Origin of the sequence: Halomonas sp. JS92-SW72, assembly GCF_003547075.1 — a bacterium.
Classification (GTDB): domain Bacteria; phylum Pseudomonadota; class Gammaproteobacteria; order Pseudomonadales; family Halomonadaceae; genus Halomonas; species Halomonas alkalicola.
The window spans coordinates 514235-540174 of record NZ_CP032147.1 but is presented as its reverse complement, the minus strand read 5'-3'; the positions used below and the strand labels follow the sequence as shown (position 1 = coordinate 540174).

At 64.2% G+C, this 25940-nt stretch carries 23 protein-coding genes; 5 read left to right on the top strand and 18 right to left on the bottom strand.

What is annotated here, in order from left to right:
- Position 1: 1 nt before the first annotated feature.
- Together htpX and D1793_RS19355 are read left to right on the top strand one after the other, a co-directional pair.
- On the top strand, positions 2 to 904 hold the full coding sequence (gene htpX, locus D1793_RS02555) for a protease HtpX (RefSeq protein ID WP_119020743.1): 903 nt from the start codon (positions 2 to 4) through the stop codon (positions 902 to 904).
- A 320-nt stretch (positions 905 to 1224) separates the two neighbouring features.
- Positions 1225 to 1593 (top strand): hypothetical protein, encoded by a 369-nt coding sequence (locus D1793_RS19355; protein ID WP_162899895.1) that lies wholly within the window; start codon positions 1225 to 1227, stop codon positions 1591 to 1593.
- Between the two features lie 102 nt (positions 1594 to 1695).
- Here D1793_RS19355 and D1793_RS19350 read toward each other — a convergent pair whose 3' ends face one another.
- The 10 genes from D1793_RS19350 to D1793_RS02520 form a co-directional block, all read right to left on the bottom strand.
- Positions 1696 to 2598, bottom strand: a complete 903-nt coding sequence (locus D1793_RS19350; RefSeq protein WP_162899894.1) for an abortive infection family protein — start codon at positions 2596 to 2598, stop codon at positions 1696 to 1698.
- An 83-nt stretch (positions 2599 to 2681) separates the two neighbouring features.
- Positions 2682 to 3023 carry a hypothetical protein gene (locus D1793_RS02545; RefSeq protein WP_205527616.1) on the bottom strand — a complete coding sequence of 114 codons (342 nt, stop codon included), beginning with the start codon at positions 3021 to 3023 and terminating at the stop codon, positions 2682 to 2684.
- A gap of 131 nt (positions 3024 to 3154) precedes the next feature.
- Positions 3155 to 3520, bottom strand: a complete 366-nt coding sequence (locus tag D1793_RS19345) for a hypothetical protein (RefSeq protein ID WP_162899893.1) — start codon at positions 3518 to 3520, stop codon at positions 3155 to 3157.
- A 55-nt stretch (positions 3521 to 3575) separates the two neighbouring features.
- Positions 3576 to 4196 carry a hypothetical protein gene (locus D1793_RS19340; protein WP_162899892.1) on the bottom strand — a complete coding sequence of 207 codons (621 nt, stop codon included), beginning with the start codon at positions 4194 to 4196 and terminating at the stop codon, positions 3576 to 3578.
- Positions 4186 to 4893 (bottom strand): hypothetical protein, encoded by a 708-nt coding sequence (locus D1793_RS19335; protein ID WP_162899891.1) that lies wholly within the window; start codon positions 4891 to 4893, stop codon positions 4186 to 4188. The genes D1793_RS19340 and D1793_RS19335 overlap by 11 nt, the downstream gene beginning before the upstream one ends.
- 843 nt (positions 4894 to 5736) lie before the next feature.
- The gene (locus tag D1793_RS02540; protein ID WP_162899890.1) at positions 5737 to 6330 is read right to left on the bottom strand and encodes a hypothetical protein; all 594 of its coding nucleotides are present in this window, start codon (positions 6328 to 6330) and stop codon (positions 5737 to 5739) included.
- 126 nt (positions 6331 to 6456) lie between these two features.
- On the bottom strand, positions 6457 to 6744 hold the full coding sequence (locus D1793_RS02535; RefSeq protein ID WP_119020740.1) for a DUF1330 domain-containing protein: 288 nt from the start codon (positions 6742 to 6744) through the stop codon (positions 6457 to 6459).
- A gap of 380 nt (positions 6745 to 7124) precedes the next feature.
- Entirely contained in the window at positions 7125 to 8300 is a 1176-nt protein-coding gene (gene pdxB, locus D1793_RS02530) for a 4-phosphoerythronate dehydrogenase PdxB (RefSeq protein WP_119023545.1), read from the bottom strand.
- 2 nt (positions 8301 to 8302) lie between these two features.
- Positions 8303 to 9772, bottom strand: a complete 1470-nt coding sequence (locus tag D1793_RS02525; protein ID WP_119020739.1) for an ABC transporter substrate-binding protein — start codon at positions 9770 to 9772, stop codon at positions 8303 to 8305.
- Entirely contained in the window at positions 9769 to 11160 is a 1392-nt protein-coding gene (locus tag D1793_RS02520; protein WP_119020738.1) for a GGDEF domain-containing protein, read from the bottom strand. The genes D1793_RS02525 and D1793_RS02520 overlap by 4 nt, the downstream gene beginning before the upstream one ends.
- Positions 11161 to 11372: 212 nt before the next feature.
- On the opposite strand from D1793_RS02520, the gene D1793_RS02515 reads away from it, so the two are divergent.
- Positions 11373 to 11654, top strand: a complete 282-nt coding sequence (locus D1793_RS02515; protein ID WP_119023544.1) for a hypothetical protein — start codon at positions 11373 to 11375, stop codon at positions 11652 to 11654.
- A 4-nt stretch (positions 11655 to 11658) separates the two neighbouring features.
- Here D1793_RS02515 and D1793_RS02510 read toward each other — a convergent pair whose 3' ends face one another.
- Both D1793_RS02510 and rlmKL read right to left on the bottom strand, forming a co-directional pair.
- Positions 11659 to 12006, bottom strand: coding sequence for a glutaredoxin family protein (locus tag D1793_RS02510; protein ID WP_119020737.1), 348 nt, complete (start codon positions 12004 to 12006; stop codon positions 11659 to 11661).
- On the bottom strand, positions 12003 to 14207 hold the full coding sequence (gene rlmKL / locus D1793_RS02505; protein ID WP_119020736.1) for a bifunctional 23S rRNA (guanine(2069)-N(7))-methyltransferase RlmK/23S rRNA (guanine(2445)-N(2))-methyltransferase RlmL: 2205 nt from the start codon (positions 14205 to 14207) through the stop codon (positions 12003 to 12005). Before rlmKL ends, D1793_RS02510 begins: the two co-directional genes overlap by 4 nt.
- A 244-nt stretch (positions 14208 to 14451) precedes the next feature.
- Between rlmKL and rmf the strand changes: the two genes are divergently transcribed.
- Positions 14452 to 14658, top strand: a complete 207-nt coding sequence (rmf, locus tag D1793_RS02500; protein WP_110068206.1) for a ribosome modulation factor — start codon at positions 14452 to 14454, stop codon at positions 14656 to 14658.
- 106 nt (positions 14659 to 14764) lie between these two features.
- On the opposite strand, the gene D1793_RS02495 is transcribed toward rmf, so the two are convergent.
- The 5 genes from D1793_RS02495 to D1793_RS02475 form a co-directional block, all read right to left on the bottom strand.
- Positions 14765 to 15790, bottom strand: a complete 1026-nt coding sequence (locus D1793_RS02495) for a quinone-dependent dihydroorotate dehydrogenase (RefSeq protein WP_119020735.1) — start codon at positions 15788 to 15790, stop codon at positions 14765 to 14767.
- A 119-nt stretch (positions 15791 to 15909) separates the two neighbouring features.
- On the bottom strand, positions 15910 to 20748 hold the full coding sequence (locus D1793_RS02490) for an NAD-glutamate dehydrogenase (RefSeq protein WP_119020734.1): 4839 nt from the start codon (positions 20746 to 20748) through the stop codon (positions 15910 to 15912).
- A 177-nt stretch (positions 20749 to 20925) separates the two neighbouring features.
- Positions 20926 to 22053, bottom strand: coding sequence for a tRNA (uridine(54)-C5)-methyltransferase TrmA (gene trmA, locus D1793_RS02485; RefSeq protein WP_119020733.1), 1128 nt, complete (start codon positions 22051 to 22053; stop codon positions 20926 to 20928).
- A 44-nt stretch (positions 22054 to 22097) separates the two neighbouring features.
- Positions 22098 to 22877, bottom strand: a complete 780-nt coding sequence (gene murI, locus D1793_RS02480) for a glutamate racemase (RefSeq protein WP_119020732.1) — start codon at positions 22875 to 22877, stop codon at positions 22098 to 22100.
- Positions 22878 to 23019: 142 nt separating this feature from the next.
- Positions 23020 to 23568, bottom strand: a complete 549-nt coding sequence (locus tag D1793_RS02475; protein WP_205527615.1) for a hemerythrin domain-containing protein — start codon at positions 23566 to 23568, stop codon at positions 23020 to 23022.
- A 178-nt stretch (positions 23569 to 23746) separates the two neighbouring features.
- On the opposite strand from D1793_RS02475, the gene D1793_RS02470 reads away from it, so the two are divergent.
- On the top strand, positions 23747 to 25090 hold the full coding sequence (locus D1793_RS02470) for a replication-associated recombination protein A (protein WP_119020731.1): 1344 nt from the start codon (positions 23747 to 23749) through the stop codon (positions 25088 to 25090).
- A gap of 119 nt (positions 25091 to 25209) precedes the next feature.
- Here D1793_RS02470 and lolA read toward each other — a convergent pair whose 3' ends face one another.
- Entirely contained in the window at positions 25210 to 25839 is a 630-nt protein-coding gene (gene lolA / locus D1793_RS02465; RefSeq protein ID WP_119020730.1) for an outer membrane lipoprotein chaperone LolA, read from the bottom strand.
- Positions 25840 to 25940 lie beyond the last annotated feature (101 nt).

Sequence of the window (25940 nt, the reverse complement as noted above, 5' to 3'; positions counted from 1 at the left end):
CATGATGAGAATCCTGCTCTTTCTGGGCACCAACCTGGGCGTCATCATCGTCGCCAGCATCACCCTGCGGCTGCTGGGCGTGGAGCCCTACCTCAGCGCCCAGGGCATCAACTTCAACAGCCTGCTGATCTTCTGCTTCATCGTCGGCATGGCAGGCTCGATGATCTCGCTGTTCATCTCCAAGTGGATGGCCAAGCGCAGCACCGGCACCGTGATCATCGAGACGCCAAGCAACGCCACCGAGAAGTGGCTGCTCGACACCGTGGAAGAGCTCTCCCGCGAGGCCGGCATCAAGACGCCCGAGGTGGGCATCTTCCCCGCCCAGCAGTCCAACGCCTTCGCCACCGGCTGGAACCGCAATGACGCCCTGGTGGCGGTCTCCGCGGGCCTGCTCAACCGCATGCGCCCCGAGGAGGTGCGCGCGGTGCTGGCCCACGAGATCGGCCACGTGGCCAACGGTGACATGGTGACCCTGGCGCTGATCCAGGGGGTGGTGAACACCTTCGTGATGTTCTTCGCCCGGGTGGTCGCCCACCTGGTGGACCAGTTCCTCAAGAGCCGCAGCGACGGCGCGGGGCTCGGCTTCATGGGCTACTTCGCGGTGGTGATCGTCGCCGAGATCGTCTTCGGCATCATCGCCTCGGCCATCGTCGCCTGGTTCTCGCGCTTCCGCGAGTACCGCGCCGACGCCGCTGGCGCCAAGCTCGCCGGCTCCGGCGCCATGATCAATGCCCTCGCCCGCCTCAAGGCGGAGACCGAGATGCCCGACCAGATGCCGGACACCCTGCGCGCCATGGCCATCACCAAGGGCCAGACCAAGTCGCTGATGGAGCGCCTGTTCGCCAGCCACCCGCCCCTGGATGACCGCATCCGCGCGCTCAAGGAAGCGGCCTACCGCCAGTAAGACGATCAGCGGCGGGCCACCCGCCGCTGCTCTCTGTATCGGCCGCATCTGCGCGCTCAAGCAAGCGGCCTACCGGCAGTAAGCCAGCATACTGAAAGCCACAACGCAGAGGGCCCGCCATTGGCGGGCCCTCTGCCGTTGGTGCCCCAGGCTCAGGGACGCTGGCACGGCCGCGCTGGTGATACCGACGCATACTCGCTGGTATGCGTGAGCTCACGCTTGTTCCCTGGGAAAGCGTCGAAAAGTGCCCGGTGCCGGCGAAGGCCGTACTCGTCCGAGCGGGTAGCATAGGAAGCCACCCACTCGATGAGAGTCTCCAGGTGTTCATCCTGATCCTGCTTGGAGCTGAACTTCTCTGGCTCCCAGGGGCGCGCGCGACAGTGAGCGATACACACCTCAACGCCAGGGTTCAAGAAGATGAGCTGATCGCACTCGCCGAGTACCGGCTCGATGATGTCGGCGTAACACCCCTCGATGATCCAGCTCTCATTGTCGGCAATGAAGCGCCTGACATCGGCGAGACTCTCCTCGAGCGGGCGCCTCTCGCTGCCAGCGTGGAACGCCACTTCATCGAGAGACAGCCGCGCGGCTGGCTGCTCCGCCATCCATCTCCTGGAGAGCGTGCTCTTGCCCGCCCCGGCATTGCCAAGGAGTATTATTTTCACTATGAGGTTCCTAATGCGGCATAACGCCTAAGCTCAGGTGCGTTTGAGGCGACGGCCGTTTTTGCTTTAGCAAAAAATGGTCGGCGGGTCAAACGTCACCTGCAGCGATTTGTTATGTGACACTTTTCAACCAAACTCAGAGCACAGGAGCAATATCGCAGAAGCAGTGGAATTAACTGCGTATGTAGCCACGTGCTCCGGTATGACTTTGGGCTGAGCGCCGGCACCATGTGATGAACTAAGGCGATTTCTTAGAGTCGCGATCAAGATCAACGGCTGCTCCCAATACTGTTCAAGCTGGCCATTTCTAAGCAAAGCCTTGAGCAGTGCAGAGGCGGTATCTTTTTCATTGTATGGCACGGCGTTCTTGCCACAAAGAACCTTCATCACGCTCTCGAACGAGCTCCCGCATTTAGTGAGGCAATCTCGATAGTCTCCCTTTCTATGGTCTTCCAATGCCTTCAAAAATTCGTCGTTCGCATGTCTGAATTCCGCGGCATTCAGCAACTTCAGAGCGGGCTCCATCGCTTTTCGATGCACAACTTCGCTATCTTTCCGAATGATCTGCGGGTATTCCTTAATTCGGATCGCTGTTGTCGGAGTACCGTGGAACGATGATTCAAATTCCTCCATTGAGTAGCCAGTCAGATGGTAAGGAAGGTCATCAATACGGAAAAACTCGTTGATGCCTGGGATGAGTGAATTATCTGGCCATGTGATACCAGGGAGGTCGGAACGGAAAATTAACTCGAGTAAATCAAGAAAGTGCTCATCGCTGCAGGTCGCGAAGAAATTCAGCAAATCGTCTTCCGGCGAGGAGTAGGCGGATGTTCCGGACAGCCCAAACTTGCCATAGAGATACGCCGCTTTCTGATGCAACCGGCCCAAGAAGTCCCGAAAACCGTATTGCAGAGTGTCGCGCAGCAGCATCAAAACGCGATTTCGAAACTCTTCGGTCAGCGGTTTTATATCAGTATTCGCAGGAGGCGGCTCGCGCCTCGAGAAGACGTCAAATAACTTTTCAAACACCCTGAGGCCTCCTTGTCACATAACCCCCACAACACCGGTAAAATTGGAGCGCGGCGTAAACTTTATCCGTGTGATTGTGTTTGTTAGGCATTTTCTGCCAGTGATCTTAAGCGTTCTTCCAAACCCGTTTTCAGCTCTCTCATATTTTTGAAGAAAATAACAGGGTAATCTTTTAGGTCAAACTCTAACCGAGTTCCATCCCGAGCTATATAAATTGGAATTTTCCCTAGTCCTTGAGCATAGCCAGCTTCATAGAATACATTTGGGCGCGAATGGGTCAGGTCAACAATTACGAACTGAGCTTTATCGATAGATTCCAAAATTCGATCAGTGATTCTGTTATTGCTCTGAACCTCATCCACCCTTTCTGCATGAATTCCACACTTATTAGCAGCTTCCTTTATGGAATCGAGAACGTCCTCCAAGTGTGGGTCATTTGGATCGATAGCCATAGCAACAAACGCATAAGTGCCTGCTCAGAAGAAAAAACGCATGAATTTTTCGTAACTGCATGATTTCATTGCCGCGCAGCGCGCGAAAACTTAAGCGCAGGTACTTAACCTTCTTCATAGTCTGGCTCTGCGGAAACTGATGGATTTGTCGTCACTACTTGCCTGCCACCAGCCATAATCACTCCTATGGTTTCATCAATGATATCGAAAACAATGGAGCTTACCGACATGTTATAGGGTGGGTTAAATATGCACTCAAAAGGATCAACGTTTCTCATCACTAATCCACCAACAGCCGGAGGTGGCGAAACTGTAAATGTCTTAAAGCAGCCAGCCTCAAGAACTTCTCTTCGAACCCATGCCTTATTTCTATTAATTTCGCTTCTTATGGCAGGGTCATAGTCAGAGAAAAAATTATTAACGAGATTTTTGAATTCCTCGAGCTTTGCAATTTTTTCTTCAGGTTCCATTAGTTCCTCTTTATTAATTCGTAGCCTGCCTAACGCTTGCAGCAGGGGCGCGACGTCAGGAGCGTCCCTTGCCTGCATTTGTTAGCTGATTTCCCAAAGCCTCTTTGATAGCGCCCCAAAATCGTTCGCGATCAAACGATATTCGATCGTATGGATATCGCTCAGCAAGCTTCGAGCCCAATACTTTTGGTGCGTCGGAGCTATGATCAGTCAACAGTACGAGGGTAACCGCAGACTGCTCGTGTGGCACCAATGTTTGGTGATATACACCACGAGGAACCTCATAACGACTCCCGGACCGACGTAACTCATCCACTTCTGCAAAGGTATCGACCTCATTAGGTGTTCTAACTATCTCTGAACCACCACTATAATAACTGACGGAGTATTCACACCACTCCGTCCCCGGCTGAACACGATACTGTAAGTCCCTCACCGCTCCCGCCAGTACGAGGCTCTCCAATCTGTAAGTATGGGTATGAATGGGCCAATCAGGGTTTTTAACTCTTCGCTCACCTTCAGGCCAATAATGCACGCGTGCAATATGGCTTGAAGAAACCTCGTCGATAACACAGGAGACGAACCCTAGCGGATGCCAAAGCGGAACCAAATTGGCCGAGAGAGAACCAAAGTTTTCTCGAAGAAAACTGAGCATTTCTGAAATTTCAATTTTCATATGGATTCTTCGACTCCCGACACGCCTGAAGAACAACCGCCGGTGTAATTTTTTTACATAGTTCCGTCATTCCGGCCCTGTCAAGAGCATCAGATACATCACTTTCCTCAATCTGGGCGAATTCAATTCCACGCCGCATACCATCAAGGTTTACTTTTGTCCCCTGATCTCGCGCAAACTCCATTGATGTCTCAAAGTGTTCATAGATGAAATGATCTCGGTTGATTTTGAGCGCAGGTTGTCGTCGGTCTTCCACTGTTATGATCATTGCCTCGTCATTTGAATCTATCCTAACAGGATCAAATGAAGCACTCAGATATAAATCTATGTTTACCCGTCGATTGTTTGAATACCAAGAACAAATAACAACTGTTACTAGAATCTGAAGGGCGACGGTGTCTGCATCATACTGTTTTCCCTTATCGATTGAGTTTATTTGGCTTCGGTACGACGCGTGTTTTTCGCACAATGCCTTATTGTTAGGATCGATCACGCAAGCACTTATATGGCAATTTTGTCGATCTGCCAAAGTCGGGAGAACCTTACCCCTCATATACCGGCCAAAGTTTCCCTTATAACGCCACCTCGTGGCCGTGCTCAATAGCTTGTCGAATTCCTTAGTTATTTTTCCGGCTTCAAGCTCAACCATACCTTCGGCAGTTTTTTGCCGAGGAATGAAAGAGCTCACTACCCACAATAAGTGCCTGCTCAGAAGAAAAAACGCATGAATTTTTCGTAACTGCATGATTTCATTGCCGCGCAGCGCGCGAAAACTTAAGCGCAGGTACTTAAGAACAGTGACGTGAGAATTGCTGCCGCTATAGCTCTAATATATCCAAGTAGCGTTTCGATGAAGGGCAATGTGCCGAGCTTCCAATCGAGCAGTAGCGCAATCGTAAACAAAGCGATCAACAGCACAACGAAGGTTCGCCGGTGTTTTTGGGGCAACGTGAGAATTGATTGGGTATCCATCTTTTATTTTTGATCCAGAGGAAATGTTTATGACTTGAGCAGCTAACGCCCGCCATCACCGGTGGCGAAACCGGAGCAAAGCGGAGGTTTTGGCATCCGGTGGATGGCCTGGTTAAGTTGTTCATTGCTCAAAGAATGCATTACCGGATAGCTCGGACCACGACAGTGAACGCGCTGGCTTTGCTGGCCGCGCCTCTCTCGCTCCTCTTGCAGGTCTTGCGCCACGCGCACCTCTGGCTGGTCGAGCAGACCGTGCTGGACGAGCGGGACCACCAGTAGAGTCCTCAGTGAAAAATGCTGGTCGGCCATTTCGGTCGTAAAACCAACCATTATCGACCCACCCCAAATAGCGACCGCTGTATGCGAACACGGACTCATCTGACAACCAGGCAACCGGTCTGCCGTCATACAAATATATCGATTGGCCATCGTGGTCCACATAGGCCACGGCCTGACCTGAGGAGCTGTAAAGTGTGACCATAACTCCGAATACTCCCTTTCAACTTAACGCCTTGGGTAAGCCGCCGGGACGGAGCGCAGCGTAGTACCGGTCGGCTTCACCCACTGGTTAAGTTTTGTCTGCGGCTGCCACAAACAGGTCATAATACTTCTCAGCCTCTTCCTTTGGGCCCAACGAAACATCTATAAGCATTTGGAGACTCCAGACTGGCCCAGGAATCACCTGATCCAGATCCAAATCGTCTGGATAGGATTCCGGATCTATTGCCATTTCAAAATGCTCGAACCACCACATTTCGATCTTTCGTAACAGCGCCACCATTTCGTCGAATGCTTCCGCAACGTCGAAATCTACCCCACTAGACGCGAAAGAAAGCATTTCGTGTGTCAGCGTGTTGCGGCACTTTTTGACTTGTTCAAACTTCCCCATGTCCTCATCATTGATGGCATCCATGTCCTGCAGCCACCTCAATGACGCATAGACGGGACTTCTATTCAGGGAAAGGACCTTTTCTTTGTATTCTGGGCTGATAATCGGTCCATTCTGATCAAACCCGTTCGTAAAGAAACCTTCGATCTTTTCTACAATGCTGCTCTTCAGCATTTCGAAAGCCATCGAGAATATTGATGCTGTGATGATGTTGGTTTTGAGGGTTTCTGGATGAAGAGTTCGTTCCCAGGATGCTCGTATTTTTTCATCCATGACCGATCCCGATGTAAACTTAATGTTTGAATTCACCGGCCTTGCGCGGCTTTATGCGCAAGGTCCGGTGGAATGATGGGTTGGGCCTCGGCCATACGCCAGCAGGAGTGCCGACAAGGCAGAGAGCTATGCTTCATAGGACAGCAAGACCATTTCAGCCGCTTGCTGTCGAAGCGGAATAAGTGATTGATAGGCGGACGACGAAAACCAACCGTTTACTGCTGCGACACTCGGGAAACGGATAACGACAATGTCAGGGTGGGGGTTCTCGCCGGAAAAGGCTGCTACTTGTTTGCCACGAAAGACAAGCTCACCTCCCCATTGGGCCAATGTTTCTGGAACCTTGCTTCGATATTCAGCCCACATTTCTTGATTTTTTACTGTGATGTGGCCGACAACATATGCATTACTCATGTTCTGAAATTCCTAATGTGATTGAGGGAGGAAGCCCAACAGGTATTAGACAGCGCACTCGTTTATTGACTTGAACGCGCGTGCTCGTTCAAGTCAATAAATGCGCACGTAATTGTTCCACCAAGCGACTGATTCCCCTGGAAATTAAGAATAATTTGGCTACATAATAAGGATTGGCGTGCCTGCTCGCTCGGCCATTCAGGCACGCTACCGCCCACTGCATGCTGACACGACACCTGCCATCCATGCGGTGCAATGCGCCTTGTTGATGACACTGGCGCCGTCGCGGCTAGCTTGCCGCATCTCAGCGTATGCCGGGGACGTTGTGGTTGCAAAGGGCAGTTAGGATGCGAAGGCCCTGCGCTCGCCCTGGTGAGCTATTATTCCTTGCCGTTATCGCCCTGCAGCAGCCGGAAGCCTGCCCCCGCCAACAGCGCGGCCAGCGCGGCGTTGGGCTCGTCCAAGGCGACCTCCAGGGTGGCGAACTCGCGGCGCAGGGGGTAGTGGGCGCGGCAGGCGTCGAAGCCCTTGGCCATGCCCTGGCGGCGCGCCTCGCGCAGCAGGCTGTCGTGATCTCGGCGCACGTCATGGACGGCACGCAGGCAGAGCCGCAGCGCCTCCTCGGCGGCGAGGCCCGGGCCGAGTTCCAGGCGGCGCAGCGGTGGCGGGGGCAGCAGGTCGGCAAGGGAGACTCTGGCAGGCAGGCCCAGCTCGCGGCACAGTGCCCGGTAGATCTGATGGGTGCCGCGCCGCTTGCCGTCCAGGCTGTGGCCAGCGATATGTGGCGTGGCGATCTCGGCGAGGTCGCGCAAGGCGCCGTCGATGGCGGGCTCGTGTTCCCAGACGTCGAGCACCGCGCTGATATCGCCCTCTCCGGCCAACCGCTGACGCAGTGCCGCACCGTCCACGCAGTCGCCGCGACCGGCATTCAGCAGCACGGTGCCGGGCGCGAGTTCGGCAATCGCCTCGGCCCCCAGCAGGTGGTGGGTGGCATGAGGCCCATCGCGCACCAGGGGGGTGTGCAGGCAGAGTACGTCGCACTCATCGAGCAGCGTCTCGAGGTCGACGAAGTCGGCCCTCTCCTTCTCCACGCCGCCTGCCTCGGCCCGGGGCGGGTCACAGGCCAGGCAGTCGATGCCCATGGCGGCGAGGCGCCCCAGCAGCCGCCCCCCCACGTTGCCGGCGCCCACCACCCCTACCCGCCGCTCGGCAAGCCGCCAGCCCTGGCGCTCGGCCAGGGTCGCGAGGCTGCCGAGCACGTAGTCCACCACCGCCTCGGCGTTGCAGCCCGGGGCGCTGGCGAAGGCGATGCCGCGAGCCGCCAGCAGGGGGAGATCGACATGGTCGGTGCCGATGGTGCAGGTGCCGACGAAGCGCAGCCGGCGGGCCTCGGCGAGCAGTGCCGCATCGACCTGGGTGATGGAGCGCACCACCAGGGCATCGACATCGCGCAGGTCGGCGGCCGAGATCTCGCGGCCGGGAAGGCGCACCAACTCGCCCAGGGGCCCGAAGCAGGCCTCGGCGGCGGGGACATCGGCATCGACAAGGATTCGCAGGGTCACTTCCAGTAGAGCTCCTCGAGGGGGACGGCGGGAATGGGCGCATTCTCCCAGACCCCGCCCAGGTTGGCCTTGTGGATCGCCTGTTGCGGCTTCATGAACAGGAAGACGTTGACCGCCTCCTCGGCCAGGTGGCGCTGCGCCTGGCTCAGCAGCCTGTTGCGCTGCGCCTCGTCCGGGGTTCGCTGGATGCGCTCCCACAGCGCCCGAAATTCGGGGCTCTGGTAGTTGAAGTAGTAGTCGTCCCGGGCATAGATATCGAGGTCGAAGGGCTCCACGTGGGCCACCAGCGTCAGCTCATAGTCGCGCTCGGTGAACACTCGCTGGAGCCACTCCCTCCAGCCCAGCCGCTCGAGACGCACCCGGATGCCTACCGCTTCCAGGTCATTGGCGATGTGCAGGCTGCCGCGCTCGGCGTAGATGGTGGGCGGCAGGCTGAGGGTCAGCTCGAGCCCCTCGGCATGACCTGCCTCGGCCAGCAGGGCGCGGGCGACTTCTGGAGAGTGGGAGTAGCGATCGGACAGGTCCAGATAGGCGGGATGCAGCGGGGAGAAGTGGCTGCCGATCACCGGCGGATTGGCACTGGGGTAGATCGACAGCAGGGCCTTCCGGTCCACCGCATAGCTCAGCGCCCGGCGCACGCGAAGGTCGCCGAGGGGCTCACGATCGTGGTTGAGGGCCAAGATCACCTCACCCTCGCTCAGGCCGTCCTGAATGACGTAATCGCTGCGCTGGGAGAGCTGCAGGTGAGACACCAGGGGGCTGCCGTCGGGGAAGAGGTCGATCAGCCCCTCGGCCAGGGCGCTCTCCATCTCCAGCCGGTTCGGCGTGAAGGTGAAGACCGCCTTCGAGATGGCCGGCGGCTTTCCCCAGTAGCCGGGGAAGGCACTCAGGTGGAGCTCCCCCCGGCGCCAGCCGTCGACCCGATACGGGCCGGTACCCACGGGATCTTCGGCATTGGTGGCCGCGCTGTCGGGATGCACCATCACCGCCGCCGAGAGTCCCAGCCGAAAGGGCAGCAGCGCATCCGGACGCGCGAGCTGCAGCCGCAGACGATGAGGGGTGATGACCTCGCTGGACGCGATGGCCTCGAAGAGATGGCGCTGCGGGTTACCCGCTTCGGGATCGAGCAGCCGATCCAGGCTGTAGGCGGCCACTTCCGCCGTGAAGGGGCGGCCATCGTGAAAGTGCACGTCCGGGCGCAGATCGAGCGTCAGCGAGTGTCCATGGTCGTCGACGACCCAGCGGGTCGCCAGCGCAGGCCGCACCTGCCCCTCCCGATCGATGCGCGTGAGCCCCTGGAAGACATTGAGATGCATTGCCTCGGCGGCGGTCGCGGAAGCGGTACGCGTGGGATCGAGGTGGGGCGGCCTGAGCTGGAGCTCGACACGCACGAGGTCGACGGCGAAGCCGGCCCCGGAGCAGGCCAGCAGCAGCACGGCACAGCAGAGCTTCCAGAAGGGTCTCATGGCGTCTCCACACCGGGGTCGGTGGCACGCTGCGGGCGGAGCACCAGGCGATTGCGCCCGCGCCGCTTGGCCAGGTAAAGCGACTCGTCGGCCGCCTTCAGGGAGTGCTCGAAGCCGCCCATGGGCAGGCGCGGGGCCAGGCCGATGCTGACGGTGACGGCCACATCGCCTCCCTCGACCGCCGTGGGGGTATCGGCCACCCGTTGACGAATCCGCTCCAGGCACTCGCGGGCCGATTCCATGTCGACGCCAGGCAGCAGGGCCGCGAACTCCTCGCCACCGTAGCGAGCCAGCAGGGCGCCATCGGGCAGCCCGTCCCGTATCAGACCGGCCACCTGGACGATCACCCGGTCCCCCACCGCATGGCCATGTAGGTCATTCACCTGCTTGAAGTGGTCGATGTCGATCATGGCCGCGCAATAGTCGCCTGCCAGCAGCGACTCGGCCCCCTCGGCGAGGGCCTGCTCGAAGTAGCGGCGATTATGCAGACGGGTCAGCGCATCGTGGCTGGCCAGGAAATCGAGCTCGCGGTTGATCGTCAGGATCCGCTGCTCGTTGAGGTTGATGCGATCGACGTAGCGATGGACGGTCCTGGCCACCCTGGCGATCTCATCGCGGCCCTGGACGTCGATCTCCTCTGGCCGCGGTCGCTCGCAGCGCAGCGCCAGCTCCAGGCGACTCAGCCGCCCCACCACCGAGCGCTGGATGAAGAGAACGGTGGCCAGCACCGCCAGCAGCGCCGCCAGCCCCGAGGCCTTGAGCAGCCAGGCGCTGCGCTGGGTCTCGTCGGCCAGCGACCGGACCCGCTGCTGTGCCTCCTCGCGGGCGGCCGCCAGATGGAAGCCCACCGCCACGCTGAGCTCGGTGGTGAGGGTTCGAGCGGCACGTATCACCTCGGCGATGCCAGACTCGACCCGCGCGAGCTGGGCCAGGGTAGGCACATCCGGCAGCGCCTGGCGCTCGAGCTGAAGGCGCAGGTCGATGCGCTCCTCCACCAGGGCGTCGAGGGTCTCAAGGTTCGCCACCAGGCGGTCCCGGGCGTCATAGATGGCATCGAACTGCTCGGGAGCCTTGCGAAACTCGGCCAGGTCCTCCACCAGACGGCCGATCCACTCCTTGCGATCGGCGATCTCGAACATCGCCTGCCGGCGAGCCAGGTGATCATCGGCCAGCAGCAGCATGGCGGTGCTGGCCACCATGCCCTCGCTCTGCTGCAGCAGCCGGCTGGTGGTCACCAGCACCTGAGCCTGGCGGTCGGCCAGGTAGCCGACCGCCTCTCGATACTTGGCAAAGGTGTTCAGCGCCAGGACGATGGACGCCAGCGTCACCCCTACCATCACGGCACTCAGGACCGCCGTGCGTGCGGTCAATCCGGAGACAGGATGCATTCTCGCTCTCCCTGCGCAGCTGGTCCTCCTTCATCCGATCTCGAGCCGGAGCGGGGCCACCTATCGTTATTCCTGCCATTATGCCTGTCATCGTACGACCGGGAGTGTAAAGATTACTTCGGCCCATGGAAAGGCCGCTTGCCCCCCGCACAGCAGCCCTTACAATACACGCCGCCTCTGGCCGTCCTCGAAGCTGCTCAATGGGAGTCGCCGTGATCATCCGCTGGGAAACCGACCACGACTATGTGCTGGTGCATATCCACCAGGACATGTTTGGCGACTGGATCTTCAGTCGCGCCTGGGGGCAGATCGGCACCCAGTTCGGGGGCCTCAAGCACCAGCTGGCCGACGATCATGACCAGGCGCTGATGTGGCTGGCCGACGAGGCCACCATCCAGGCCTCCCGGGGCTTTCGCAAGGTGCTGGAGGTCGAGGACGAAAGCCCCGAGGGACGCGAGGCGGTCAGCCAGCTGTCGCTGCTGGACGCCCTGTAGGACGCTATCCCAGGTAGCGCCGACCGTTGCGCATCTCGGCCCCGCGTACCTCGCGGGTCGGCTCCTCGCCCGCCAGCTGGCGGTGCAGGACCTCCCAGGCGTCGTCATCCAGCCAGTCCCGCTCGGCCAGCCAGGCCGCCAGCCGTGGCGCCTCGAAGCCGCGGTCCAGCTCCTTCCCCTCGGCATCCGCCAGCACCGGGATGCGCACCCCGTAGCGCTCGACCAGGGCATCATCCTCGCTGATCTCGACCCGATCCAGGGCCACCGGCTCGCGGCTGAGGTGGCCCAGCAGCGCCTCGAGCTGGCTGCACAGATGGCAGCCCAGGGTGGTGTAAAGGGTCAGCCGGATCATGCGCGCGCCTCCCGGTGACGAATCAGGAAGACGTGGTGCAGGTCGGGATTGCGTTTGAAATCCGGGTCGAAGGTCTTCGCCGAGATGTCGTCCACCGCGTAGTGCTCGGCCAGGTCGGCGTCCAGCGTGAAGCGGCGCTGGTTGTTGGAGAACACCAGGGTGCCACCCGGCGCCAGGCGGGCCATGGCCAGGCGCACCAGGCGCCCGTGGTCGCGCTGCACGTCGAGGGTCCCCTCCATCTTCTTGGAGTTGGAGAAGGTGGGCGGGTCCATGAAGATCAGGTCGAACTCGGCCCCCGCCGTCTCGAGCCAGCGCAGGCAGTCGTCGCGTACCACCCGGTGGCGGCTCGGGTCGAGGCCGTTGAGGGCGAAGTTGTCCCGCGCCCACTCCAGATAGGTGTTGGAGAGATCCACGCTGACGCTGTCGCTGGCACCGGCGCACCCCTCGGCGCCACGCGGCCCCAGCGCCGCCTGCACGGTGGCGGTGGCCGTGTAGCAGAAGAGGTTGAGGAAGCGCTTGCCCGGCGCCATCTCACCCAGCATCCGGCGCACCGGACGGTGGTCCAGGAACAGGCCGGTGTCGAGGTAGTCGCGCAGATTGACCCACAGCCGGGCGCGGCCCTCGCGCACCTCGAAGCGCTCGCCGCTGGCCGCCTGCTTCTGGTACTGGGCGCGGCCGCTCTGGCGTTCGCGGCGCTTGACCACCACCCGCGTCGGGTCGACCTCGAGCACCTCGGGGATCACCGCCAGCGCCTCGAACAGGCGCTTCTGGGCCTGGGCGGCATCGACGGAGTGGGGTGCGGCATACTCCTGCACATGGACCCGATCGCCGTAGAGATCAACGGCCAGGGCGTACTCCGGCATGTCGGCATCATAGAGCCGATAGCACGGCTCGCCGCTCTGCTTGAGCCACTTCTTCAGGCGCTTGCGGTTCTTCTCCAGCCGGTTGGCGAACATCTGCGCGCCCTCGGAGCGGCGCGGGGCGGTGCCCTCCCCTGACGCTGGGCCATCGGCCTCGGTAACCTCCATGAGCAGCAGCTTGGCCTCGAGCGGCCCGTTGCGCAGGGCATACTGCTTGTGGGCTCGCAGGCCGATGCGGTGGCCGAGGTCGGGGTTGGCGGTGAAGACCGCCAGCCGCCAGCCGGGAAAGGCCGCGCGCACCCGCTCGCCCAGCTGCGCGTAGAGGCCGACCAGCTCCGGCAGCTCGCCGAGCCGCTCGCCGTAGGGCGGATTGGTGATCACCAGGCCAGGCGGTTCGACGCCCAGGCCCTCGGGACGCGAGAGCTGGGCCAGCCCCGCCCCGGTCAGGGTGATCAGCGCCGGGATGCCGGCCCGCATGGCGTTGGCCCTGGCCGCGGCGAGTGCCGCCGGGCTCTGGTCGAAGCCATGGAAGTGCGAGCGGCAGCGCTTGCGGCCGATGCTGGCCCGGGCCTCGGCCTCGCGCTTCAGTTCGCGCCACAGGGCCTCATCGTGACCGGCCCAGCCATGGAAGCCAAAGCGCGCACGAGCGAGGTTCGGGGCCATATCGGCGGCCATCATCGCCGCCTCGATCAGCAGGGTCCCGGCGCCACACAGCGGGTCCACCAGCGCGGCCCCCTCCCGGGCCAGGGCCGGCCAGCCGGCGCGCACCAGCAGTGCCGCGGCCAGGTTCTCCTTGAGCGGGGCATGGCCCACGTCGCGGCGATAGCCGCGGCGGTGCAGGCTGTCGCCGGAGAGGTCCACGCCGATGATCAGCCGCCCGCGGTGCAGGTGGGCATAGAGGCGCAGGTCGGGGGACTTCAGGTCGACATCGGGGCGCGCCAGCCCCGCGGCCTGCAGCCGGTCGACCACCCCGTCCTTGACCGTCTGGGCGCCGAAGCGGGTGTGACGAATGGCCTCACTGCGCCCATGGAAATCCACCGCCAGCGTCGCGCCGGGCGCCAGATGGCGTGACCAGTCGATGGCCGCCACGGCGGCACGCAGCTGTTCCGGGGTCTCGATGCTCTCCTCCCTGGCCAGGCAGAGCACTACCCGGTTGGCCAGCCGCGACCACAGGCAGGCGCGGTAGGCGCCGGCGAGGTCGGCGCGCAGGTTCACCCCGCCGACCGTGGTCTTGCCGGGCTCGGCGCCCAGGGCGGCGAGCTCTTCGGCCAGCAGCAGTTCGAGCCCCTGGGGGCAGGTGGCCAGGAGATCCAGCGTGGCGTCGTGTGGTGGTGGTGTCATCGCGTCGATACCGCTTGGCAGATTCTCGGGGTCCACCGTGTCAGACAGGTGAACGGGTTGTTACAAATCGGGGGTCGACAAGCCCGATCGAAGTGGGCTATCAATACCCCAGTAGCTACTGAAACACGCATGCGTTTGCTGTCAACGGGCTCGCTCTTCATGAACCGGCCCGTGGCACGTTAGGGTAAGGCTCGAGCCGACGGTTGGAGCCTGCCGGTTAGATACCTTTTCAAGAGGTAGTCCAATGAAACGACAGAAACGTGATCGCTTCCAGCGTGCCTACATTCATGGCTACAAGGCAGGTATTTCAGGTCGCTCTCGCGATGACTGTCCGAGCCAGGACATCAATCTTCGCGAATACTGGATGAGCGGTTGGCGTGAAGGTCGTGGGGATCAATGGTCCGGTATGACGGGAGTCTCCGGCATCCACAAGAACCCCATGGTGATGTGACCCCTACCCGCTTTCGGGTTCACACCCACCGATCTCGATAGACTGGAGATCCCAACTCGATGGAGCCCGTGGCACTCACCACGGGCTTTTTGCGTGCCTCACCAACTCATCGCGCGCCGGCCTGGGCCTTCAGGGCCCGGGCGCACTCGCCCACCAGGGCTGGGCCGCGATAGATGAAGCCCGAGTAGAGCTGCACCAGGTCGGCGCCGGCCTCGCGCTTGGCAAGGGCCGCCTCGCCGCTGTCGATGCCCCCCACGCCGATGATCGGCATCTCGGGCAGCTGCCGGCGCAGTTCGCGGATCACCGCATTGGAGGCCTCGAACACCGGGCGGCCGGAAAGCCCCCCGGCCTCCTCGGCGTGGGGCAGTCCCGCCACCGCCTCGCGGGAGATCGTGGTGTTGGTGGCGATCACCGCGTCGATGGCGTTGCCGGTCAGGCAGCGCGCCACCAGGCCGACCTCCTCGGCCTCCATGTCCGGCGCGATCTTCACCGCCAGCGGCACCCGACGGCCGCCGTCGCGGTCGAGCAGGCTGCCCTCCTCGCGCAGCGCCGAGAGCAGGCCATCGAGCTGCTCGCCGAACTGCAGGTTGCGCAGCCCCGGGGTGTTGGGCGAGGAGATGTTCACGGTGATGTAGTGGGCATGGGCATGCACCTTGCGCAGGCAGGCGAGGTAGTCGTCCACCGCCTGCTCCACCGGCGTGGTGAGGTTCTTGCCGATGTTGATGCCGATCACGCCGTCATAGCGGCTCGCCCTGACCTTCGCGACCAGGTGGTCGACCCCGGCGTTGTTGAAGCCCATGCGGTTGATGATGGCGCCGGCCTCGGGCAGCCGGAAGAGCCGCGGCCGCGGGTTGCCTGCCTGGGGCTTCGGGGTCACGGTGCCGACCTCGACGAAGCCGAAGCCCAGCGCCCCCAGGGCGTCGAGGTGGTCGGCGTTCTTGTCGAGGCCGGCCGCCAGGCCCACCCGGTTGGGAAAGCGCAGCCCCATCAGCTCCACCGGGTCCTCGACGCGCTCGCCGCCGAGGCGGCCCGCCAGGCCCAGGCGCCCGGCCAGGTCGAGCCCCCGGAGGGCCACCCCGTGGGCGGTCTCGGCATCGAGGCGAAAGAGGATCGAGCGGGCGAGGGAATACATGGCGTCTCCAGGCGGCGAGGGGCTAGACGTGTCGGCGCAGGAGTATAGCAGCGCCCCCGCCCCATGACGACGCACACCGCCAGGCGGCAGGGTGCGTCGATGCCGGAGGCAGGGCGCGCTCAGCTCTCCTGGCTGCTCTCCGCCAGGTCCACCAGCTCGCGCACGGCCACGGCAAACAGCGGGAAGCCACCCTGGCCACCGCTGCCCACCTGCTCGAGCAGCTTGCACCAGCGGCTGTGCATGCCGGCGTGCAGCTCAAGCCACTGATCGACCCGCTCGCCGGCCTCCCGAGCGCCGCCCTCCATGCGCAGCACGCTGACGGTGAGCGCCAGCTGCTGGCGGTCGACGTCGTCGCGGAAGGTGTCGCGGGCCTGGGCCTGCCAGCTGTCGCGCACCTTGAGGTCGGTGATCTGGCCGATCAGCCACGGCAGCTCCAGGCGGTCGCCGATCTCGTAGAACACCTCGGACACCCGCTGGGGCTTCTCGCTGGCCTGGCGGGCCGCCTGGATGATGCCGAGCCCCGCATAGAGGCTGGCGGCCGCCGCCGAGGCGCCGGCCAGCGCCTCGGGCACGCCGGCCTCGATGAGCTCGGCGCGCCGCGCCTCCCAGGCCGCGAGCTCCTCGCCGCGCAGCCGCTTGCCGATGCCCTCCTGGAGCTGAGCCAGGCGCGGGGCGAAGTACTCGATGGTCTCGCGGGTCTCCATGCCCAGCCGGGCACGCAGGAACCAGCGGGTCGCGCGGCGGATCAGGCGCATCAGGTCGATCATCATGCCGTACTGCACGGCGCTCGGCACCCGGTTGTCCAGGGCCTCGATCTGCTGCCACAGGCTGCCGAGCTGGAACACCTCCCGGGCGATCACATAGGCGCGGGCGATCTCGGCGCGACTGGCCCCGGTGGCGTCGATCAGCCGACGCACGAAGACGATGCCCATATGGTCGACCAGATCGTTGGCCACCTGGGTCGCCACGATCTCGCGCTTGAGGCGATGCTCGTACATCTCGTCGCGGTAGCGCTCCACCAGGGCCGCGGGGAAGATCCGCTCCACGTGGCGCTCCATGACCGGGTCATCGGGCACCTCGGAGGCGATCAGGTCGCCCTTGAGCACGCTCTTGGCGTAGGAGACCAGCACCGAGAGCTCCGGCAGCAGCATGCCCTGCTGGTTGGCGGCGCGCTCCTCGAGCACCTCGTCGGCGGGCAGGAACTCCAGCTCGCGATCCAGCAGCCCCTGGGCCTCGAGCTCGCTGATGAAGCGGCGATAGGGGCCGATCCCCTCCCGGGAGATGGTCTCGGCCAGGTCCAGCGCCTGGGTCTGGCGGTAGTTGTCACGCAGCACCAGCTCGGAGACCTCGTCGGTCATGTCGGCGAGCAGCTGGTTGCGCTGCTTCTCGGTCATGTCGCCGCGCTTGACCACCTCGTCGATGAGGATCTTGATGTTGACCTCATGGTCCGAGCAGTTGACCCCGCCGGCGTTGTCGATGAAGTCGGTGTTGATGCGCACGCCGCGGGCGGCGGCCTCCATGCGGCCACGCTGGGTGAAGCCGAGGTTGCCGCCCTCGCCCACCACCCGGCAGTTGAGCTCGCGACCATCGATGCGCAGGGCGTCGTTGGCCTTGTCGCCCACCTGGGCGTCGCTCTCCTCGCAGCCCTTGACGTAGGTGCCGATGCCGCCGTTCCAGATCAGGTCGACCTCGGACTTGAGCATGGCGCGGATCAGTTCGCTGGGCGAGAGCCGCTCCTCCCGGATGCCGAAGAGGCGCTTCATCTGAGGCGAGATCGGGATCGACTTGGCGCTGCGCTTGAAGATGCCGCCCCCCTCGGAGATCAGCGAGGCATCGAAGTCCTCCCAGCTGGAGCGCGGCATCTCGAACAGGCGCTGGCGTTCGGCGAAGGTCGCCGCGGCGTCGGGGTCGGGATCAACGAAGATGTGCAGGTGGTTGAAGGCCCCCACCAGGCGGATGCGGTCGGAGAGCAGCATGCCGTTGCCGAAGACGTCGCCGCCCATGTCGCCGATGCCCACCACGGTGAACTCGTCCTGCTGGGTGTTCACGCCGAGGTTGCGGAAGTGGCGCTTGACCGACTCCCAGGCCCCCTTGGCGGTGATACCCATCTTCTTGTGGTCGTAGCCGTTGGCGCCACCGGAGGCGAAGGCGTCGCCCAGCCAGTGGCCATACTCGGCGGAGATCTTGTTGGCGATATCGGAGAAGGTGGCGGTGCCCTTGTCCGCCGCCACCACCAGGTAGGGGTCATCCTCGTCGTGGCGCACCACCGCCCTGGGCGGCACCACCTCGCCCCCCTTGAGGTTGTCGGTCACGTCGAGCAGCGCGCGGATAAAGGTCTTGTAGCACTCGATCCCCTCGCGCTGATAGGCCTCGCGATCGCCCTCGGGCAGGCGCTTGCAGACGAAGCCGCCCTTGGCGCCCACCGGCACGATCACCGAGTTCTTGACCTGCTGGGCCTTGACCAGGCCGAGCACCTCGGTGCGGAAGTCCTCGTGGCGATCGGACCAGCGCAGGCCGCCGCGGGCCACCTTGCCGCCGCGCAGGTGAACGCCCTCGAGGCGCGGCGAGCAGACGAAGATCTCGAAGGCCGGCCTGGGCTTGGGCATGCCGGTCACCCGGGCGGGCTCCAGCTTGAAGGCCATGTAGTCCTTGGGCTGCCCATCCGCGCGGGTCTGGTAGTAGTTGGTGCGCAGGGTGGCCTGGATCAGCTCCACGTAGCGGCGCAGCAGCTGGTCATCGTTGAGGCTCGCCACGTCGTCAAGCAGGCGCTGGATGCGTTCGAGGCACGCCTCCTCCTCTCCCTCGGCGGGACGCTCCTCGGGGTCGAAGCGCAGCTCGAAGAGGGTCACCAACTCGCGGGTGATCTCCGGATGGCTGGTGAGGGTGTTGGCCATGTACTCCTGGGAGACGCCGAAGCGGATCTGCTTCATGTAGCGCGCATAGGCGCGCAGCATGGCCACCTCGCGCCAAGTCAGGTTGGCGCCGATGATCAGCCGGTTGAAGCCGTCGTTGTCCGCCTCCCCCGCCCAGATGCGCTGGAACGCCTCGATGAAGGGCTCGCGCATCTCCTGGAGGTTCACCTCGACGCTGGTGTGGTGCTCCAGGTCGAAGTCGTGGATCCAGTAGACGACATCGCTGGCCTCGATCTCGTAGGGGCGCTCGCCGATTACCCGCAGGCCGAGGTTCTCCATCATCGGCAGCACGTCGGAGAGCGGAATCGGCTTATCGCGATGGAACAGCTTGAGATTGACCCCGCTGCCCTCCTCCTCCACCAGCCGGTAGAGCGACAGCGACAGCGGCGCGCCCTCGTCCAGCTCGCCGATATGCTGCAGGTCGTAGACGGCGGTGCGGGCGCTGAAGTCGTCGCGATAGCTGGCCGGGAAGGCATCGCGGAAGCGGTCCATCAGACGGTTGGCCTGCTCCTCGCCGAAGCCCTCGATGCTGGCGGCCTGCAGGTCGTCGCGCCAGTTGCGGGCCAGCTGGGCCACCTTGGCCTCGAGGCGCCTGACGTCATACTCCACCGGCCGGTCGCCCTGGAAGCGCAGGATGAACTGGATGCGGGCCAGCACCGACTCCGAGAGGTAGGTGTTGAAGTCGCCGAAGGTGGCATCGAGCTCCTCGCAGAGCAGGTTCTGGATGCGCACGCGCAGCTCGGTGGAGAAGACATCCCGCGGGATGTAAGCCAGGCAGGAGTAGAAGCGCCCGGGGCGGTCCTCGCGAATGAAGAGCCGCACCCGGCGCCGCTCGCGAATGCTGAGGATGCCAAGCGCGGTCTCGGCCAGCTCGTCGGTGTCGATCTGGAAGAGGTCGTCGCGGGGATAGACCTCGAGGATCTGCAGCAGCTGCTTGCCGTTGTGCCCCTTGGGGTTGAAGCCGGCGATCTCCATGACCGCCTTGAGCCGGCGGCGCAGGATCGGCACGTTGCGCGGTGACTCGTTGTAGACGGTAGCGGTGAACAGGCCCAGGAAGCGGTGTTCGCCGATCAGGTTGCCCTGCTCGTCGTAGCGGTCGATGGAGATGTAGTCGGGGTAGGTCGGGCGATGCACCCGGGCGTGGTGGGCGCTCTTGGCAAACGACAGCAGCTCCGGCACCAGCACGAACTCGCCATTCTCGACGCCGAGCTCGGTGCGGATGCGCTCGCGATAGCGCGGCTGGTCGAGCCGGAAGACCCCCAGCTCGCTGCCCTTGGCCTTGACCAGCTGCTGCTGGCCGCCCTTCGCAGTGACCTGGTAGGCGTCGTAGCCGAGGAAGGTGAAGTTGTCGTGCAGCAGCCACTCGAGGAAGGCGATCGCCTCGCGGTGGTCCTCCGGATCGATCTGGGCCGGACAGGCGGCGCGCAGCTCCTCCAGGGCGGCCTTCACCTGCTCGCGCATCGGCTCGAAGTCGGTGACCGCGGTACGCACGTCCACCAGCACCTCATGCAGGCTGGCCTGGAGCTCGGCCAGCGCGGCCGGGTCGGAGTGGCGATCGATCTCGATGACGATCAGCGACTCCCGGCCGCTCGGCGCATCGGCATCGCGGGGCGAGGCGACCCGAGTCAGGCGAGTGTCTGTGCCGCGCTCGGTGGCCAGCACGGCATTGTGAATGGCATGCACGGTGATGCCGCGACGGTTGAGCTCGATGCGCACCGAGTCCACCAGGAAGGGCATGTCCTCATGCAGCACCGCCACGAAGGTGTGGGGCGACTGCCAGCCGTGCTCCTCGTAGTCGGGGTTGAAGACCCGCACCTTGGGGGAGGCGGCATCGAACTGCTGGAGGAAGTGCCAGACCGACAGGGTGGCCCCGTAGAGGTCGTCCAGGCGGCGATCCTCGAGGTCATCGAAGGGCACGGAGGCGTAGAAGTAGCGAGCGAAGGCGCCCACCTCCGCCGCCTTGCGCTCCTCGAGTCGGGCGTTCAACCGCTCGGAGAGCTGCTTGAGAAAGTCCTGTCTGGCGTCGTTGTTCGCAACATGCAGCATCCTTCACCTCGTGCCTTGGGCCGCGACAGCGACCGGAAGTGTTCGACATGGCGCCCGCCCCGGGCGCCCTGTCGCCAGCTTACGCCACTCTCCGCACCGGCCCCACCGGGATGCCAACATGCTCATGGAGCATGACGGTTGGGCATCGCCACTTGACAGGCTCGCCCCGCGACCCGGTCAACCGCGCCGCTCCAGCAGCACCCCGCACTCGCAGTGGTGGGTCCAGGGAAACTGGTCGAACAGCGCGAAACGGGTGATGGCATGAGTCTCGGTCAGTCGCTCCAGGTTGTCCGCCAGCGTATCCGGATTACATGAAATATAGACGATGCGCTCATAGCCGCTGAGCTGGCGGCAGCTGGCCTCGTCCAGTCCGGCGCGGGGCGGGTCGACCAGCACGGTGGTGAAGTCGTAGTCGTCCAGGGCCCACTCGGCCACCCGCCGGCCGCCCTTCTCGCCCTGGAGGGCCGCGGCGAATTCCTCGGCCGACATGCGTCCCACGGTGACGTTGTCGAGGCCGTTGGCGGTGAGGTTCTCGCGGGCGCTGGCCACCGCGGTGCGCGAGATCTCGGTGGCCAGCACACGGCGGAAGTTCTCGGCCAGCGCCACGGTGAAGTTGCCGTTGCCGCAGTAGAGCTCCACCAGGTCGCCGGCCTGGCTGCCCCGGGTCACCTCCCGCGCCCAGGCGAGCATCGAGCGACAGATCTCGGCATTGGGCTGGGTGAAGCTGTTCTCCACCTGCTGGTAGACAAACTCGCGCCCCTCCACCGTCAGGCGCTCCCAGACGTGGTCGCGCTCGAGCACCAGGCGCTGCTTTCGGGCGCGCCCGATAATCATCACCCCGAGCGTCTCCTGGAGGCGGCGCGCCTCGGCCTCCCAGGCCTCGTCCAGCGGGCGGTGGTAGACCAGGGTCACCAGCGCCTCGCCGGCAAGCGTGGTCAGGAACTCCACCTGGAAGAGCTTGCGGCGCAGCAGGGGAACGTCACGGATGGCGTCGAGCAGGGCCGGCATCAGCTCATTGATGCGACGGCTGGCCACCGGGTACTGGTCGAGGCGAATCACCCTCTTCGTCCTTTTCTTCGGCTCCTCGGGGCCCGCCTCGGACTGCTCTATTTCGAACATGGCATAGAAGAGGTCGTCACCCTCGTGCCAGATCCGGAACTCGCAGCGCTGGCGGTAGTGGCTAGGCGGCGAGGGATAGACCTCGAGGGCCGGCGGCGAGAAGCGCGCAAAGTCGCGGGTGATGCGCTCGCGCTTGGCCTCGAGCTGCTGGTCATAGCGGGCGGGGTCGACAACAGGAATGGCCAAGAAGCCTCCTTCGGGGAATGACAGGAAACGGATGGGGGCTGCGCTCAGTCCAGCTCCAGCAGCCGCGGCTCGGCAAAGCCGAAGCGGGCAAGGCCCGCGGTCAGCCGGGGGTCCAGGGCGGTGACATGGCTCTCTCCCGGACCGCACCGGGGGGCCACGCCGCGCGCCACCTGGGCGGTGCGCCGGGCGATGGCCTCGCTGGAGTCGATCCACGCAATCTCGCGGGGCGCGGCGGCGGCCAGGAAGTCGCGCAGCAGGGGAAAGTGGGTGCAGCCGAGCACCACGGTATCCAGCCGCGGATCCTCCCACAGCGGCGCCAGGGCCCGGCGGATCACCGCGGGGTCCGGGGCCTCGCCGGCCAGCCAGCGTTCGGCCTCGCGGACCAGCTCATCGGCGGCCACCCGGGTCACCCGGCAGTGGGCGGCGAAGGCCTCGATCAGGCCCAGGGTATAGGGACGCGCCACCGTGGCGGAGGTGGCCAGCAGGCCGAAGTGGCCGCTGCGCGAGGAGGCCGCGGCGGGCTTGATGGCCGGCACGGTGCCAACCACGGGAATCGCCAGCCGGCTGCGCAGGGCATCCAGCGCCAGGGTGCTGGCGGTGTTGCAGGCCACCACCAGGGTCACGCAGCGGCTGGCCGACACGGCGGCCTCGCATACCCGCAGGATGCGCGCCACCAGCCAATCGTCCTCGCGCAGGCCGTAGGGGAGCATGGCATTGTCGCAGGCGTAGGCCAGCGCGGCCTCCGGCAGCTGGTGACGCAGGGCCGTCACCACGGAGAGCCCCCCCACCCCGGAGTCGAAGACCAGGATCGGTCCGCCGCTCATGAGCACGCCCCGTCAACGCCGCAGGCGGCATCACGGTCGGGACGGCGGTGGAGCGTCGACGAGTGTCGGGGGTCTGGCATCACGAGGCACCGGCTGGAAGTGGCGACATTCTACCCCAGCCGGCGCCCGCTGGCAGCCCGGGTCAGGCGAGTTCGGGCGTCTCGCGAAGCTCGGCGTAGAGCTCCGGATAGGCCTCCTGGAGGCGCTCCAGTTCGGCCGCGGCACCCTCGGGAAGCGCCTGGGCGAGGCGATCGAGGTCCTGTTCGTTGAAGTGCTCGCGAATCATCGGGAAGAGCAGCTCCCGCTCGTCGCGCAGGTAGGCGCGGTGGGCATCCAGGTACGCCTTGAGGTCGTCGGCGAAGCGATCCATGGGGATCACCGCGTCCATCAGGATCATGTCGATATCGCTGGAGAGGCGACTCAGCTGGACCTTCAGCGCCTGATAGTCGGCGGCGAGACGCTCGGTCATCGGCCGGCTGCCGGGGTCGAGCTCTGCCAGACGCTCGCTGAACAGCCGCTCCAGGGGCAGGGTGAAGCCTTCCATGTAGTCCAGGATGTAGTCCACCACCTCACGCACCAGCTGGAAGTTGGGGCGCTCGCCTGCCGCGAGGGTCTTATGCTTCAGCTGCAGAACGTGCAACATGCGAGCCATGTTGGCATGATCCAGACGCAGTTGGGTCAGCACGGGCATGTCGGGCCCTCCTGTGTAGTGACATCATTGCAGGGACGTACGGAGTCGGCACACGCTTTCATTGGATGCGCCATCGGGGATGAGGTTCATCGACTGCCTGGCCGGCGATGATACCTCCCCACTCTAGCAGCCACTCCCCCGACCTGCCTCTGTCCGAGATCAACGTAAGGAACCTGCCATGGACCTCTTCGCCGATGAGAGCGATCACGACGCCCCACTGGCCTGGCGCATGCGGCCCCGCACCCTGGCCGACTATGTGGGCCAGCAGGCGCTGGTAGGCCCCGGCCGCCCCCTGGCCCGCATGATCGAGACCGGCGTGGTGCGCTCGATGATCCTGTGGGGGCCACCGGGCAGCGGCAAGACCACCCTGGCGGAGATCCTGGCCGCCGAGTCCGGCGCCGAACTGGAGCACCTCTCGGCGGTGATGGCCGGCGTCAAGGAGATTCGCGCCGCGGTGGAGCGGGCCCGGGCGCGCCAGGCTCGCGGCCAGGCGACGCTGCTGTTCCTCGACGAGATCCACCGCCTGAACAAGAGCCAGCAGGACGCCCTGCTGCCCCACGTGGAGTCGGGGCTGCTGACCCTGATCGGCGCTACCACCGAGAACCCCTCCTTCGAGGTCAACTCGGCGCTGCTCTCGCGGGCCCGGGTGCACGTGCTGACCTCGCTCGGCGAGGCGGAGCTGGTCGAGGTGCTGCGCCGGGCGCTGGCCGACGAGGCCCGCGGCCTGGGCGCTCGACGCCTGCGAGTCGATGATGAGGTGCTGGCCCTGCTGGCCCGGGCCGCCGCCGGGGACGCCCGCCGGGCGCTGGGCCTGCTGGAGACCGCCTGCGACTTCGCCGAGCCCGATGGCGAAGATGGCGAGGTGGTGCGCCGCGAGGCGCTGGTCGACGTGCTCGGCCACCAGGCCAGCGCCTTCGACAAGCAGGGCGATCACTACTACGACCTGCTCTCGGCGATCCACAAGTCGGTGCGCTCCTCACGCCCCGATGCCGCTCTGCTCTACATCGCCCGTTTCGTGCAGGGCGGCGGCGACCCGCTGGACGTGGTCCGGCGCCTGACCGCCATCGCCTCCGAGGACGTGGGCAACGCCGACCCGCGCGCCCTGCCGCTGGTGATGGCCGCCTGGGACGCCTACCTGCGCCTGGGCGACCACGAGGGGCAGCGGGCCATCGCCCACGCCGCCATCCATCTGGCGGTGGCGCCCAAGAGCAATGCCATCGACCAGGCCTGGAAGCGTGCCCAGGCCTTCGTGGCCAGCCAGCCACGGCTGGAGGTGCCCGGCTACCTGCGCAACGCGCCGACGAAGCTGATGGAGAGCCTGGGCCACGGCCATGGCTACCGCTACGCCCACCATGAGCCCCATGCCTACCCCGCCGGCAGCAGCCACGACTGCTGGCCGGAGGAGACGCCCCGAGAGCGCTTCTACCGGCCGACCGAGCAGGGCCAGGAGAAGCGCTACGGCCAGCTGATGGCCTGGCGCGAGCAGCTCGACGCCGAGGCCGACGAGGGCGGCGGCGCCTAGCACCAGAGCGAGCGCCGGGCTTCCACCAGAAACGCCGGAGCCCCCGTCGGATTCCTTCCGACGGGGGCTCCCTGGCATGTGGCACCGGCCGCCCGTGAACCGAGCGGCTGGCCGAGGCCTCAGTGCGTATCGCGGATCACATCGGTGCCCTCGGGGATCTCGAAGACGAAGCGGCTGTCGTCGATGGCCTGGTTCATGGTGGCATCGCGGAACTCGATGGCGGTGCGCTGCCCGGTGCTGTCGGTCATCTGCAGGGTGGTCAGCAGCTCACCGCGGAAGGTCATCTTCAGCTCCTCGAAGAGGGTATCCGCGGATTTGGGCAGCAGGGTGAAGGTCTCGGCGCTCCCCTGCTGCTGGCGAGTCACGTCGTAGCTGTCGACCAGGTCGCTGGCGCTGCCGGAGAGCAGCAGGGCCGGGGTATGGGTGACGCGATGATCCAGGGCCTGGATGGTGGCCTGTTCCAGGTCGGGGTCGTGCAGCATCACCTCCTCGCCGTCGGAGATCACCTCCTGCTGGTAGGGAGCCTCCACCTCCCAGCGGAACTTGCCGGGACGCGCGAGCCACATCTGGCCGTGGGCCTCCTGGAGACGCTCGCCGCTGGCGTCGAGGATCTGCTGCTCGAAGCGCGCCTCGAAGGTCTGCAGCGGCTCGAGCATGCGGGTCAGGCGATCCGCCCCTTCGCTGGCCAGGGCCGCGAGCGGCATGGCCAGGGTCATGGTGATAGCGGCAAGGGTCTTCTTCACTGTCATGGTGCTCTGTCTCCCTGGACGGTTCCAACTGGAATCCTGTCACTCGGACTGTGTGGACGCCGGCGGGTTGCAGGCCTGCCGACGCTTTCATGCTGGTTGCA